Origin of the sequence: Paenibacillus turicensis, from assembly GCF_050461185.1 — a bacterium.
GTDB classification, from domain to species: domain Bacteria; phylum Bacillota; class Bacilli; order Paenibacillales; family Paenibacillaceae; genus Fontibacillus; species Fontibacillus turicensis_A.
The window spans coordinates 340,585-355,626 of the sequence record NZ_JBCMOR010000005.1; the positions used below are offsets into that span (position 1 = coordinate 340,585).

15 protein-coding genes are annotated in these 15,042 nt (G+C 37.9%); 13 read left to right on the plus strand and 2 right to left on the minus strand.

Annotated elements, in window-relative coordinates; genetic code table 11:
* Positions 1–197: 197 nt before the first annotated feature.
* From ABE099_RS03635 to ABE099_RS03660, 6 genes are all read left to right on the plus strand, one after another.
* Positions 198–395, plus strand: coding sequence for a glutamate decarboxylase (locus ABE099_RS03635; RefSeq protein WP_210090324.1), 198 nt, complete (start codon positions 198–200; stop codon positions 393–395).
* Between the two features lie 44 nt (positions 396–439).
* Positions 440–1,330, plus strand: coding sequence for an acetyl-CoA carboxylase, carboxyltransferase subunit beta (accD, locus tag ABE099_RS03640; protein WP_430027464.1), 891 nt, complete (start codon positions 440–442; stop codon positions 1,328–1,330).
* 5 nt (positions 1,331–1,335) lie between these two features.
* Positions 1,336–2,373, plus strand: a complete 1,038-nt coding sequence (locus tag ABE099_RS03645) for an acetyl-CoA carboxylase carboxyltransferase subunit alpha (protein ID WP_430027466.1) — start codon at positions 1,336–1,338, stop codon at positions 2,371–2,373.
* Positions 2,374–2,483: 110 nt separating this feature from the next.
* Positions 2,484–3,905, plus strand: coding sequence for a pyruvate kinase (gene pyk / locus ABE099_RS03650; RefSeq protein WP_210090321.1), 1,422 nt, complete (start codon positions 2,484–2,486; stop codon positions 3,903–3,905).
* 151 nt (positions 3,906–4,056) lie between these two features.
* Positions 4,057–4,485: an acyl-CoA thioesterase gene (locus ABE099_RS03655; RefSeq protein ID WP_430027468.1), complete on the plus strand. Its 429-nt coding sequence runs from the start codon at positions 4,057–4,059 to the stop codon at positions 4,483–4,485.
* 12 nt (positions 4,486–4,497) lie between these two features.
* Complete coding sequence (locus ABE099_RS03660; protein ID WP_210090319.1) at positions 4,498–4,890, plus strand: FxsA family protein; 393 nt, start codon at positions 4,498–4,500, stop codon at positions 4,888–4,890.
* Between the two features lie 23 nt (positions 4,891–4,913).
* On the opposite strand, the gene ytvI is transcribed toward ABE099_RS03660, so the two are convergent.
* Positions 4,914–6,032, minus strand: a complete 1,119-nt coding sequence (gene ytvI, locus ABE099_RS03665) for a sporulation integral membrane protein YtvI (protein WP_430027471.1) — start codon at positions 6,030–6,032, stop codon at positions 4,914–4,916.
* A 166-nt stretch (positions 6,033–6,198) separates the two neighbouring features.
* Here ytvI and ABE099_RS03670 point away from each other — a divergent pair, with 166 nt between their 5' ends.
* The 6 genes from ABE099_RS03670 to ABE099_RS03695 all read left to right on the plus strand — a co-directional run bounded on the left by ABE099_RS03670 (position 6,199) and on the right by ABE099_RS03695 (position 13,524).
* Positions 6,199–7,482: a helix-turn-helix domain-containing protein gene (locus tag ABE099_RS03670; RefSeq protein ID WP_430027473.1), complete on the plus strand. Its 1,284-nt coding sequence runs from the start codon at positions 6,199–6,201 to the stop codon at positions 7,480–7,482.
* Positions 7,483–7,696: 214 nt separating this feature from the next.
* Positions 7,697–8,107 carry a hypothetical protein gene (locus ABE099_RS03675; protein ID WP_430027475.1) on the plus strand — a complete coding sequence of 137 codons (411 nt, stop codon included), beginning with the start codon at positions 7,697–7,699 and terminating at the stop codon, positions 8,105–8,107.
* Positions 8,108–8,306: 199 nt separating this feature from the next.
* The gene (locus ABE099_RS03680; RefSeq protein ID WP_430027477.1) at positions 8,307–10,055 is read left to right on the plus strand and encodes a methyl-accepting chemotaxis protein; all 1,749 of its coding nucleotides are present in this window, start codon (positions 8,307–8,309) and stop codon (positions 10,053–10,055) included.
* 288 nt (positions 10,056–10,343) lie between these two features.
* Positions 10,344–11,456 (plus strand): citrate/2-methylcitrate synthase, encoded by a 1,113-nt coding sequence (locus tag ABE099_RS03685; protein ID WP_430027479.1) that lies wholly within the window; start codon positions 10,344–10,346, stop codon positions 11,454–11,456.
* 143 nt (positions 11,457–11,599) lie between these two features.
* Positions 11,600–12,895, plus strand: coding sequence for an NADP-dependent isocitrate dehydrogenase (gene icd, locus ABE099_RS03690; protein ID WP_430027481.1), 1,296 nt, complete (start codon positions 11,600–11,602; stop codon positions 12,893–12,895).
* Positions 12,896–13,098: 203 nt separating this feature from the next.
* Positions 13,099–13,524, plus strand: a complete 426-nt coding sequence (locus ABE099_RS03695) for a hypothetical protein (RefSeq protein WP_430027483.1) — start codon at positions 13,099–13,101, stop codon at positions 13,522–13,524.
* Positions 13,525–13,617: 93 nt separating this feature from the next.
* Here ABE099_RS03695 and ABE099_RS03700 read toward each other — a convergent pair whose 3' ends face one another.
* Positions 13,618–13,953 (minus strand): helix-turn-helix domain-containing protein, encoded by a 336-nt coding sequence (locus tag ABE099_RS03700; RefSeq protein ID WP_430027485.1) that lies wholly within the window; start codon positions 13,951–13,953, stop codon positions 13,618–13,620.
* 66 nt (positions 13,954–14,019) lie between these two features.
* Here ABE099_RS03700 and ABE099_RS03705 point away from each other — a divergent pair, with 66 nt between their 5' ends.
* Entirely contained in the window at positions 14,020–15,036 is a 1,017-nt protein-coding gene (locus tag ABE099_RS03705; protein ID WP_430027487.1) for a glycosyltransferase family 2 protein, read from the plus strand.
* The last annotated feature ends 6 nt before the right edge of the window (positions 15,037–15,042 follow it).

Here is a 15,042-nt window from a genome sequence, read left to right on the forward strand (position 1 = left end):
CATAGACTTAAACACCTATGTTTCTTAGAAATATGGTATGATGTCAAGACAAGCCTTAGAATGAAAAGAGTGCCTTTACTGCTTAGTTGTTAGCTTTTAGCTAATTCTCCTTCTGTTGCGGTGAATTTGAAAATTATGTTATCATTACTCTATTAAACGGGCACAGGAAGTAAAGGTTAGGGGGCATTGTCAAGGACATGTGGACTGTTATATATATCGCGCCTACCGCTAAAGCTGCGGAAATCATTAAACATAAATTATCGGAAGAAGGGTTCCTCGTCCAGACACGTCCTGCAGGTTTATCCAAGCAACAGTTTGAGATTTTAGTTCCTTCAGGGGAATTGGATGAAATTCAAGAGGTATTGAATTCAATTTTACATCCTAATCATTTCTAACTGTAGGAAGTAGGCAATAAATTTACGGCTGAAGAGGTGTAGTTGTGTTTAAAGACTTATTCCAGAAAAAAAGAAAGTATGCGACCATTCCTTCAGAGCGTATGGTTGGTGACGATCAGTCACAGTTAACTGATCGACCAAAGCGTGAAATACCAGAAGGCTTAATGAGCAAATGCGATAAATGTGGGAGTATTCAATATAGTAAAGAATTAGAAAAAAATCTAAAGGTATGTCCGTCCTGTGGATATCATATGCGGCTAAATGCAATGGATCGGATTAAATATACAATAGATGAAGGCACCTTTATTGAATATGATGCGGATTTAGTATCGGTTGACCCGCTTAATTTTCCGGGATATGCGACCAAGCTTGAGCAGCAAACACTCAAATCTGGATTACGTGAAGCCGTAGTGACAGGCCAAGGCAAAATAGGTGGCTTTGAAACCGTTGTTGCTGTCATGAGCTTTGATTTTTTCACAGGGAGTATGGGTTCTGTTGTAGGTGAGAAAATTACGCGTGCCATTGAGGCAGCTATCGAAAAATCATTACCTATGATTATTTTCTCCACCTCAGGTGGGGCTAGAATGCAAGAAAGTATTTTGAGTCTGATGCAGATGGCAAAGACAAGCAGCGCTTTAGCTCGATTAAGCGAGGCAGGAGGCCTGTATCTTTCGGTCATAACAGACCCTACAACAGGGGGCGTTTCGGCCAGCTTTGCTATGCTTGGTGATATTATTATTGCAGAGCCAGGTGCTGTGTTAGGCTTTGCTGGAAGAATTGTTATCGAGCAAACGATTCGTCAAAAGTTGCCGGAGGATTTCCAGACGGCAGAGTTTAACCTACAGCATGGACAAATTGATTTAGTAGTTCACCGCAAAGAATTGAAATCCATGTTGTCTAAATTGCTTGATTTGCATGGCGGGAAGGGAGAATAGTATATATGGCAGGAGATTTACCTTTTGAAAGCCCCCTTGTGAAGCTTCGGGAAAAAATTCAGGAGTTGGAGCAGTTTGGCAATGAAAAGGGAATTGATTTTAGCGATGAAATTGCACGATTGGAAGAGCGTTATAAGCAGCTAGAGGAAGAAATATATAGCAATATTTCTCCATCAGAGAAAATGTATTTATCTCGCTTGCACCAACGTCCAACCTCGCTTGACTTGATTTCATTAATTTTTGACGAATTTATCGAGTTGCATGGTGATCGCTTATACGGAGATGACCTTGCTATTGTTGGTGGTTTAGCGAAGCTAGATGGCATACCTGTCACAGTGATTGGACAGCAACGAGGGAAGGATACGAAAGATAACATCGCTCGTTTCTTTGGTAGCGCACATCCTGAAGGGTTTCGTAAAGGGCTTAGATTAATGCAGCAGGCCGATAAGTTTAAGCGACCTATTATTACATTCATTGATACCAAGGGTGCTTATCCAGGTAGTGCAGCAGAGGAGAGAGGACAAGCTGAGGCAATCGCTCGTAACTTGCGAGAGATGTCTTTGTTGCGTGTTCCTGTTATATGTGTAGTTATCGGCGAGGGAGGTAGCGGTGGTGCCTTGGCGTTGGCAGTTGGCAATCGGGTGCTGATGCTAGAGCATGCTATTTATTCAGCGATCTCACCAAACGGTGCCGCTTCTATATTATGGAAAGATGCCTCGAGAGCGGATGAGGCTGCAGCCGCAATGAAAATAACAGCGGACGATTTGCTTGAGATGGAGGTCATTGAGGAAATAATTGCAGAACCTCGTGGCGGCGCACATAACGACTATCAGTTTACTGCGGAAGAAATCAAGAAAGCGCTGTTGATTCATTTGAAAGAGTTATCTCTTATGAATAGTGATGAATTATTAGAGGATCGTTATCTAAAATTCCGCAAAATAGGTCAGTTTGCAGATGCAAGTCAACCTAGTCAAGAAGTCCCGTTCAACATGACAAATAATGAGAATGAAGACGTTGCGGAAGCAGAAAGTGAAGAATCTTAGAAATAATTATAGAACTATGATGAATTTCCTATACAAATGTTAAAAACTATAGTAAATTTAATTGTTGGAACAGAACATATAGAGAGAACAAAAAAACGGAGGAAACACAAATGCGCAAAACAAAAATCGTATGTACGATCGGTCCTTCCAGCGAATCGTTAGAAAACATCAAAAAGCTGATTATGGCCGGAATGAATGTTTCTCGTCTAAACTTCTCCCATGGAGATTTTGAGGAGCATGGCAATCGGATTAATACAATCCGCAAGGCGAGTGAAGAATTAGGGAAATCTGTAGCCATACTGCTTGATACAAAAGGCCCTGAAATCCGCACCGGCGTATTAAAAGAAGATTCATTAGAGCTTGTGCAGGATGAATTTATCACTCTAACTACAGAAGAGATTAAAGGTGATAAGGATCGTATCTCTATTACTTATGAAAATCTTCCTAATGATGTAGAAGTAGGCTCTACTATTTTAATTGACGACGGATTAATTGGTCTTACTGTTGTTGATATCCAAGGCACAGAAATTAAATGCCGTATTGTGAATGGTGGAACAATCAAGAGTAAAAAAGGTGTTAACGTTCCAGGCGTTGCAATTTCACTTCCGGGCATTACAGAAAAAGATGCTAACGATATCAAATTTGGGATTGAACAAGGCATTGATTTTATTGCTGCATCCTTCGTTCGTAAAGCAAGTGATGTTTTGGAAATTCGCCAATTGCTTGAAAAACATAATGCATCCCACATTCAAATCATCTCCAAAATTGAAAACCAACAAGGTGTTGACAACTTGGATGAAATTCTTGAAGTTTCAGATGGTTTGATGGTTGCTCGTGGTGACCTTGGTGTAGAAATTCCAGCAGAAGATGTACCTTTAGCACAAAAAATGATGATTGAGAAATGTAATATTGCAGGTAAACCTGTTATTACAGCAACTCAAATGTTGGATTCTATGCAACGTAACCCAAGACCTACACGTGCAGAGGCAAGTGACGTGGCAAACGCTATTTTTGATGGTACAGATGCAATTATGTTGTCTGGTGAAACAGCAGCAGGGAAGTACCCAATCGAATCTGTATTAACAATGTCTCGTATTGCTGAAAAAGCTGAATCTGCATTAGAATATCATGAAATTTTTATGAAGCAAGCAAATGCGCAACAAACAACAGTAACAGAAGCAATCAGTCAAGCTGTAGCGAATTCTGCATTGGAGCTCAATGCTAAAGCCATTGTAACTTCAACAGAAACTGGCTATACTGCTCGTATGATTTCTAAATATCGTCCTAAGTCTCCAATTATCGCAGTGACTACAGAAGATCAAACTCTACGTCGTCTTGCTTTAACTTGGGGGGTAACTCCTGTTAAAGGAAACTTTGCTTCCTCAACTGACGAAATGTTTGATTATGCAATGAAGGGTGGACTTGAGTCTGGCCTAGTTAAAGAAGGAGACCTTGTTGTCATTACAGCAGGTGTACCATTAGGTCGTTCGGGTTCTACGAACTTAATTAAAATTGGACAAATTAGAAAATAAATATAAACCTATCCTTTTTGGAAAAGTGATCGGTTTCTAAGAAGCAACAGTATCCTTAAATGGGTGCTGTTGTTTTTTGCTTTTTTGGCAAAATGGGGGCTAATAGGTTATGATATGAAAGAAAGAAGCGTTAGATAGGAGTGAAGCTCAAGTGTTTGTCAGCGAATTAAGTATTGAACCTAAGTATTCAGAATTTGATATGATGGGTATAATTTATCATGCGAATTATTTAAATTGGTTTGAAATGGGTCGAACGAAATTATGTGCTGATTTAGGATTTTTATATTTTGATATGGAGCAAGCTGGTTATATTTCCCCAGTTCATGAGATGAATGTAATTTATAAGCGTGGCATTACATATGGAGAAAAAGTAATACTTCGCACACGTATTCATGAAAATGGTGGTGTTAAAACTACATATGCCTATGAAGTGCTCGATGGAGAAGGACAGCTTCGAGTAGAAGGCATGTCTTCTCACTATATTGTGAGACGTGAGGATTTCAAGCCTGTTCAGTTTAAAAAGGTATTCCCTGACTGGTATGCTGCATTTGAGAAAGCAAAGACAATAAAGACATTATAAAGGAGTTCTTATATGCGTAAATGGATGATTGCAATTGTCGTACTATTACCAATCTTAGAGTTTTGGGGGTATGTGGAGGTAAGTGAACGGATTGGGATCGGTAAAACACTATTTTTAACTTTAGCCACTTCGATTATTGGTGGTGTAATGATGCAATTTGAAGGACGTAAAGTGGTTGCAGATGCCCAGCATCAAATACGCGACAAACAAATTCCAGGGCGTACGATGCTAGATGGACTTTGTATTTTTGGTGGCGGTATTTTATTGCTTATCCCAGGTTTTGTTACAGATGTGATCGGATTCACGCTTGTATTTCCATTAACCCGTCCGATTTATCGCTTTTTCTTGTTAAAATGGCTAGCTAAAAAAATGAAAGATGGTTCAATTACATATTATCGTCGCTAGGGGTTAGTTAGGGTTAGTATTAGTCAGCGTAGCTTGCCATGTAAAATATAGTTTCGTATATTTTCAAAAATACCAGCTCGATATATAGCACCCGTAACTACAAGAAATACAGGTCCAACAACAAAGCCTAAAATACCAAACATTTTAAGCCCAACAAATAATGAAATAAGTGTAGGCAGGGGCTTCAGACCAACATTAGTTGCTAGTATTTTGGGTTCGATGATTTGTCTAACGACAAGAATGACAGCGTACAAAACAGCTAGCCCTAATCCAAGCTGCAAGCTCCCTGTAACGATAAGATAAATACTCCATGGCAACATGATGGTTCCCGCCCCAAGATAGGGGAGAAAGTCGACTAAGCCAATAAATAAAGCATAAATAAAAGGTGAATCTACCTGTAGTATTAACAATCCAATAAAAACTAAGGAGGCTGTAATAAAAATAAAAATTAACTGTGCACGTAAGTAACCAAAAAAAGCCTTCTGTAAATCACCTCGTACCATCCCCGAAGTTACACGATAATCAAGTGGAATATAGCTTTTGATTCCTTCACGGTAATTTTCCCAATGTTGACTTATAAAAAAAGCTGCTAATAAAACCACACCTACAATAAAGAGAAGATTAGGTAAGGAAGTAATGATATTCACAATACTCCCAAGTAAGGTGGAGATCATAGAACTAATAAATTCACTAATTTTTGCAGTAGTATTATCTATATTTTTAGTCACAGTATAACCGTATCCTGAGTTGTTAGTAGAAAATAAATTGATCTCTGCAATCAAATTTTGAATGTATTCTTGCTGACTCCAATGTATAAAAGCATTTTTCCAATGTAATAGCTGGACCTCAATTGTACTTGTAAGGTGAACTAGCTCTCTAATCAGCTTTGTAATGGCTGCTGCCAAAATAATGATAGCTGCGCCAAAGTATACTAGGAGTGCAACCATAATTGCTAACCACCTAGGTAATTTAGCAGATTGATTAAGCCAACCAACAAAAGGTTGGATTGCATAAGCAATGACCCATGCAATGATAAATGGATAAATATAAGGTAACGAATAAAAAAAAGTGAGCGCAACTGCAACGACAACAACACTTATCCAAGTAAAACGTAACAAACGTTTAGTTATTTGGTGTTGCACCTTGTGTCACCTCCTATTCCGTACAAGCTCTTTATTAGTTATCATATTAATGAAATTGGCTCGATATACTTCCAATCCTTTATAATACAGTTACTGTGACCATTGGATAACTAATAATCGATAATTGATATTAACTAGATGATAGATTGTAGGGAGTGAAGCTATTGTGCTAAAGGAACGAATTGATTATTTGTGCCGAAAAAAGGGGATTAGTCGTAAGGAGTTGGTAGAGGGATTAGTGACTCAGACTCATTTTGCTAATATTTTGGCAAGGCGCTACCCTCTTGCCGAGGATATTGCCGAACAAATAGCCAAGAGGTTGGATGTTACGCCCACATATTTACTACTGGCAGATAAGGTGGATGATGCAACAGAGGCTGAAGCAAACGCCATTTTCGAGTCTCTATTCCAGCCTGCAACTCTGATGGATGAAAGTATGATCGAAAGTATCCCTGATCGGCATGATCCGTTGTTGATTGAATTAACAGTTGCGTTAATGAAGGCTATATATTATCAGCAAATCAATGAGGTAGATGCATTTAACTACATACATCAGTCTTATCTTCAATTTTACTTAAGTAAATATGAGGATCTCAATGATTCAACACTTCCAGCTTCATTACGGAGAGCACTACTATACTACTACATACAACAGGGCCGTTCACAAAGCCGTTTTTATGAGGTTGTAGTTTATGCTGAGAAGCTTGAGGGGCTTATGCTAGAAGGTAGTGAGGCATGGGTTACCTTGCAGCATATTTTAATTGAAGCTTATGTATCTACAAGACAATTTGAAAAGGCAAAGCAGCGTTTTGAATTCACCTTAAATCTGTTGTATCAAAATCGTTGGTTTCACCGCTTATCTGGGCTGTATATCGCTTATAGTGGCAGTTGCTTTGCCATTGGACTGTATGAGGAGGCATTACTTACTCTATCAATGGCAGAGGCGAACCTTGTGTATTCACCTAATCAAGGTGACTTAATGACGACAATTTTGAACAATCGAATTGTAATGCTTACATTAGTGGAGAGATTGGATCAAGCCAAATTAGAAATTGAGCGCTTTGAGCAGCTTGTACAGCAGGAACCAGAGGAAACACAGCTTAAGCTGATGCCAGTCATCATCATATATTATTGTGAAATTGCATGTATGGAGAAAAAGTGGGGTCTTTTAGCACACGGGATTAAGCAATTAAAAAACTATTCGTCGTTATCTACAGATCAAGGTATGGCGTTATTATTTTACGAGAGCCAATTTTCATTTGGACAAAATGATATGGATGCTTTTATGACCTTAGCACTTGAGTGTTTACCTTACTTTGAGCAAATTAGTCACAAGATGAGATTAGAGCAGCTTTATGAGGAATTGGCAGTTGCCTGTGAGGAAAAAAGACGTTACAAGGAAGTTGCATTGTATTATCGTAAACTAGTTTACTTGCTAAAAAATAAATAAAAAGACCTTTTTTTTAAAATGAGTAATCGTAAAATTAAGATTTATTGTGAAAAACGATCCTTTTTCATAAATTTTTTGGTTAAGAAGTATCTCATTTAAGATTTTTTTGAAAAGTTTTGGATCGCCGTAAACCCATTGTTTACTCCCTCGTAGGCACCTTATACTTATGTTACAGGGTTCAAGATTCCCCAATACGAGTAAAGAGGTGTTGTATATGTTTAATTTATTTGGTAAAAAGAAAAAAGATGAAAATCCAATTGATCACGCAGATAAAGTAATGAATAAAGGCTTAACTGGTTTGATGATGAAAGGTTTTGTACCTAAGGAGCACCGGGATCGTATTAATGAAGGGTTAAACTCAGCGAGAAATGCACAGCTTGGCTCAAGTGGTATTCCAGTCGAAGCTACCGCGATAGTTGAAGAAGTTATGGACACCGGAAAATTAATAAATTTTGATCCGATAGTTGTATTAAAATTAAAGGTCACAGATCGAAATGGTAAAAGTCATGACATAACGTTAGAGACGCTTGTTTCTAAGCTACAAATTCCACGTATTGGTGATCGGGTAGGGTTGGGATTACATCCCACAAAACAAGGCGAATGGATTTATATGGGTTTAATATAAAATGAGGATGGATCTCCCAAATTAGGTAAAGGGAGGTCCATCTTTTTACATTTAGAGGATGCTGTACCATGTCTATCAATATTATTAATAAAGTTTATTAAATATTTTAATCCCACTCTAAATTTCATCAAAAATATGTCGATATACTATTAGTTACTTTACTTATATTAGTTTTATATTCAGCGTAGGAGTGGTCAACATGGGAAATAAAAAAGAAACCAAGCAAAGAAATTTTAAAATGACAATTCGTACTAAAATGTTATTAGGCTTTTTATCCATTGTAGTATTGTTAGCGGCCGTGAGCGCGTATTCCGTGAATCAAATTCAGGGAATGACTTCAAAATCAGATCAAATTAACAGTACGATGATGCCTACAGTAACTTTATTAGGCATAATGAATGGGGACGTTTCAGATGTCGAACGTTTCGCTCTAAATATAATTGTAGAACAAAATGCTGCAGAAGTTGAAAAAGCGAAAAAATTACTGGATGAGTTACTTACAAAGATTAATATGGAGCGAGAGCAGTTGAAACAGTTAGTGCCTCTGGTTGATGAGGGCAATGAGGAAATTATGGGCCTGTTGAACGAATTTAATAGTAAATTTGATGAATATTTGATCAAAATGCCTGAGTTTGTAAAGTTAGGTGTGGAAAATAATTATGATGCAGCAAGCAAATTACATGGGGAAGCTTACCCACTGTGGAATACAGCAAATGATAATATTACTCAATTAATTAAGCTTGTGAATGAAGAAGCAGGTAAAACAAGCAATAGCGCACTTGAATTAGCGAAGCAAGCATTTATAGCAATTATTGCTTTAACTATTGTAGCGGTTGTGATTGCACTAATTATTGCCTTTGTAATTTCGATTATGATTTCAAAACCTGTTAAAAGAATTAGTGACGCTGCCAATCAGATTGCGAATGGAGATTTAACAGGAGAAGAGATCACATTACGTAATCGGGATGAGCTCAATGACCTAGCTATTTCCTTTAATACGATGACAACCAATCTCCGGACAATGATCGAAGCGGTTGGGGCAACATCAGAGCAGGTTGCTGCTTCCTCAGAAGAGCTACAGGCTAGTGCGGAGCAAAACACGAAGGCATCTGAGCAAATTTCTGAGATTGTAGAGGAGTTAGCTACGGGCACTTCTGGACAAGTTGATATCGTATCTCGTTCTTCCCAAGCGATGAATGAAATGGCAACGGGTTCAGGACAAATTGCAGAATTGGCACAAAGCGTGTCTGAATCAGCGATTGATGCCGCTAATCAATCTGCAGAAGGTAATGTTATTATTCAAGATGCAGTAGAGCAAATGGGATCAGTTCAGGCATCAATTACTTCGTTGTCCAAGCTTATGATGGGTCTAGGTGAGCGCTCCGCCGAAATTGGAACAATTACAGAGGTAATTAACGGGATTGCGCGTCAAACTAATTTACTTGCATTAAATGCTGCGATTGAAGCCGCTCGTGCAGGAGAGCATGGTCGAGGTTTTGCGGTTGTTGCAGATGAAGTACGGAAATTAGCTGAAGAATCATCAACATCCGCGCAGAGAATTACAGATCTGGTACACCTCATGCAGCAGGATACTTCCCAAGCGGTAGCTGCGGTAAAAGAAAACAGTGTTGAGACTGAAAATGGAATGGAGGTCGTTACCAAAGCCGGTCATGCATTTGAACAAATTTTAAATGCAGTAAATAAGGTAGCAGGAGAAATTCAAGAAGTATCAGCTGGCGCAGAACAGATGGCGGCCAGCTCGGATGAGGTTGTTAAATATATGGAGCAAATTTCTAGCATCGCGATGGGTGCTTCTGAAGGAGCTCATAACGTATCTGCGGCTACCGAAGAGCAACTTGCTTCTATGGAAGAAATTGCTGCATCTTCAAGCTCCTTGTCCCAGATGGCAGAGCAGCTACAAGAGCATGTAAACAAATTTAAAGTATAGCTGTATAGCTTCTGTATTAACCTTTAGAATTTGTATAATTTGAATATTGTATAAGTTTATTAAGCGCCTCTCTCGTCATATTTTCTGATAGGAGGGCGCTTTTTTCCTTATTTTGCTTGCGTTATTATGTTTTTAGTTCAGAGTGAAAAAATAATTTGATATGCAATTTTGTTCACATGCTAAAAAAAATCCAGTATGATATTTTAAAAGGGAATTCGGTTAATTATACATTAAGACATTTATATTTTAACTATTTGCTCATAATAAACAATGAGGGAGCGATGTATTATGACAGCTATGAAGGGTTTGGAAGGTATTGTAGCCGCAACTTCCTCCATTAGCTCAATTCATGCCGGTATACTTACTTACCGAGGTATTAATATTGATGAATTGGCAGAGCATGCAAGTTATGAAGAGACAGCTTATTTATTATGGTATGGACATTTGCCAAATGAAGAGGAGCTTACTGAACTACGGGCTCGTTTAAGCCATCATTCGGCATTGCCAGAACAAATCATACAACAATTAAAAATGTATCCAAAGGATGCTAATCCAATGGCTGTGTTGCGGACTGCGGTGTCTGCACTTGCCTTTTATGATGAGGATGCAGATCATACATCTAAAGAAAGCAATCAAGCTAAGGCAATCAAATTGCAGGCTCAAATTCCTACGATTGTAGCTGCCTATGCTCGTATTCGTGATGGGAAGGAACCGGTAGCACCGTTACCTAATGTGTCAATTGCACACAACTTTTTGTATATGCTCTCAGGAGAACAACCTTCAGAAATTGCGATTTCTGCATTAGATAAAGCGTTTGTTTTGCATGCGGATCATGAATTTAACGCTTCTACTTTTTCTGCACGAGTGACTGTAGCGACCTTAACTGATATTTATTCTGCAGTGACTTCTGCAATTGGGACTTTGAAAGGCCCTTTACATGGTGGTGCCAATGAAGCGGTTATGAAAATGTTAGATGAAATCGAAGTTATTGATCATGTAGATTCTTATATTGAACAAAAGCTAAGAAATCGTCAAAAAATTATGGGCTTTGGTCATCGCGTTTATAAAAATGGTGATCCTAGAGCAAAACATTTGCAAAAAATGTCTTATCAATTAGGAATGCTGCAAGGGGATACAACCTTGTATGATATTTCAGTTCGTGTTGAAGAGTTAGTAACTAAACATAAAGGGCTTAAGCCTAATGTGGATTTTTATTCAGCTTCAGTATATTCTATGCTTGGTATTCCGCGTGATCTTTTTACACCTTTATTTGTAATTAGTCGTCTATCAGGATGGACTGCGCACATTATTGAGCAATTGGATGATAACCGAATTATTCGCCCGCGTGCTGAATATATAGGTGTAGATGGACAGAAATATGTACCGTTGGAGTTACGTTAATTACTATTCTTATAAACTTACATCATGCAAATCGCAATGTAATTATGATATAAAGACATGAATTGTGTTAGAATATAGATCAGGATATATACAAGAGATATGCATAAATCCAAATAAATATTGCCGGGAGGATGTCTGAATATATGTTAAAGTTAGAAAAGTTTGCATTGCCTGTTGAAGGTGAACAAATTCAAATCGTGAATGGTAAGCTTGATGTGCCTAATCATCCTATTATTCCATTTATTGAAGGCGATGGTACAGGTAGAGACATCTGGAAAGCTTCTAAGCGAGTGTTGGATGCTGCAGTAGACAAAGCGTATGCAGGTGAAAAGAAAATAGCTTGGTATGAAGTGTTTGCAGGTGAAAAAGCATTTAATACATACGGGGAATGGTTGCCTGCTGATACACTAACTGCCATCCGTAATTATATCGTAGCAATTAAAGGTCCTTTGACCACACCTATTGGTGGTGGAATTCGTTCTTTAAACGTTGCTCTTCGTCAAGAATTAGACTTATACGTATGTTTGCGACCTGTTCGTTACTTCGACGGCGTACCTTCTCCTGTAAAACGTCCTGAGTTAGTAGATATGGTCATTTTCCGTGAAAATACAGAAGATATTTATGCAGGAATTGAATATCAAGAAGGCACTGAAGAAGTGAAGAAGGTATTGTCCTTCTTACAGGAGCAAATGGGCGTAAACAAAATTCGTTTCCCTGAAACTTCTGGTATTGGTATTAAGCCAGTATCTGAAGAGGGCTCTAAACGTCTTGTTCGTGCAGCGGTACAATACGCTATCGATCATGGCCGTAAGAGTGTAACTTTAGTTCATAAAGGCAACATTATGAAATTTACTGAAGGAGCCTTCAAAAACTGGGGTTATGAAGTGGCTGAAGCTGAGTTTGGTGATAAAGTGTTTACTTGGAACCAATATGATGTAATTAAAGAGCAATCAGGTGTAGAGGCTGCTAATAAAGCACAGCAGGAAGCATTAGATAGCGGTAAAATTTTAATTAAAGATGCGATTGCAGATATTGCGTTACAGCAAGTTTTAACTCGCCCAACTGATTTTGATGTGATTGCAACGTTGAACTTAAACGGAGATTACTTATCCGATGCGTTAGCTGCACAGGTTGGTGGCATTGGAATTGCACCAGGTGCTAACATTAACTATGTAACAGGACATGCTATTTTTGAAGCAACGCATGGAACTGCACCAAAATATGCAGATTTGGATGTTGTAAATCCAGGTTCAGTTATTTTGTCTGGTGTGATGTTGCTTGAGCATCTTGGTTGGCATGAAGCGGCTAACTTAATTTATAAAGGGTTAGAGACATCCATTAACAATAAAACAGTAACTTATGATTTTGCACGTCTAATGGAAGATGCAACAGAAGTGAAATGCTCCCAGTTTGCGGATCATGTTATCGAAAATATGTGATTGTAGTTTGAGCATCCATTTGCTTAAAAAACTTGTACACATACAACAGGAAGCTCTCTACGAAAAATAGAGGGCTTCTTTTCATTATTAGCTTTCATCGTTATAATAGATTGTATAATATAATAATGAATATTAATTAGAAATTGTTTTAATTGCTTTTAGCTCAATTAATTAAAATTGAAAAATGAAGGGAGTATTTTTTCATGTTTAAAGCGATGTTATTTGTACACATTATTGGTGCGTTGGCTTTAGGTTTTTATTTAGTGTTACCTTTTATATTTGCTAAAGTGAATAAGCTTTCTAATCCTGCTCAGGAAGGAACGGTTTCATTAATATCCTCATTAAACCGCTATGCACAGATTGGGCTTGTTATTCAATTATTGACTGGCGGATATATGGTTGGCAAAGGAAAGTTTTCGATTGCATGGATGGTTGTGGTCGTTGTCTTATTCCTCATTATTGGCGCGCTTAGTGGTATGATGGGTAAACCACTTCGTTTAGCACTTCAAAATATTAAGCAAAAAAGTAATGTACAAGCCCATTTAGGGAAACTAAAAATGTTAAGCACAGGTCTATCCATCACCGTGATTGTTATTTCATTTTTTATGGTTTACAGCAAAATTATTTGATTTATCACATAATTATAAAGACCCGAATTCTAGAGGGGAATTTCCCTTTCCATAGAATTCGGGTCTTATTTTTGGAGTTTACTGCTAAATTTTTTATTCCTTCATATCATCTAAATGAGTTAACATTAACTTAATGAGGTCTAATACGAGCTGTTTTTCTTTTGGTGTTCGTTCTGCCATAATCTGATGAATCTGTTGCATGAAGTGATCATCGTTGATCTCGATTGAATCATGTAGAAGGTAGTCTACGGTTACGCCTAGCTGGTTAGCTAATTTAACCAATGTTTCTAGTGATAAGCTACGTTCACCACGTTCAATCTGACCTATGTAGGCATCTGAAACGTCAATCTTTTCAGCGAGCTTTTCTTGGGTCCAGTGCATCTTGTGTCGTTCTTGACGCAACCTGCTCCCTAATGCATCATAGTCCATAACACCCCTCCTATATTTACCTTAGTTAGATTAAGAATGAAATTTAATAAACTAATAGTTTTATTTATGTTTACTATTGGCTTTGTTTGGTCTAATATTGTATTTATGACAAAACAACATGAAATCCATCATTATATTATGACCAATGATAAGGAGCGAAATAACGTGATGTTTTTTCAACAAGATTTCATCGTGTCGGTAATTTTTACAGTCCGTAATGCAGGAATTGATTTGTACATGGCTTTGGAGACAATGAAGGTATGTCACAGTGGCTATGACTACGAGGTTATTATCGTGGATGAAGGTTCAGTGGATGGTTGCTGCGATTTTTTGTTAGATTATAACTTTGCATATCCAATAAAAAAGGTGAAGGCAACAAAAGGAGCCAATGCACGTCATTTAGGTGCTAGTCAAGCACGTGGTGATTATTACATATTTTGTAGTCCAAGGCTGTATTTTGATGATGGGTGGATGACTAAGCTAATTAAACCGTTAGTTAAAGGGAAGGTGTGGGCAGTCTCCCCTTTACTTAAAGCAATGGGACGAAATGAAAGGGATATAACAAGCTGTCTTCCTTACGGTTTCACGAAGTACATAGATCAGTTTCTGAATGGCCCTTCTGCACAGGTTGTGCCTACGTTATCGCAGGAATGCTTTGCGATTTCAGCAGAGGCTTATTTAGATGTGGGTGGGTTTGATTTTCATTTTAACAATAAACAAATTGAAATTTACGAATTTTCGATGAGAATATGGTTATTTGGTGGAAGTTGCTATTATGAGCCAAGTGCGGTGCTCACCTCTGTATTTCGGGTTAATTTTCCTGAAGATTCATTAGAGAAAAGCTGGGGCGAAGATTTATTGTTGATGGCGAAGCTTCATTTTAATGAAACACGTTATCAATACTGTCAAACTATTGTGAAATCCTATTTTATACAGTACTGCAAGCCGCAGGAGGTCACTGAAAAAGTGATACAAAGACGACAATATTATGAGGCTAGACGATGTTATGATGATGATTGGTATTGTCATAAATTTGAGATTGATAAGGTCTTAATGCATGCCAAGCGAATTGGGCTAAATTAGGTGATA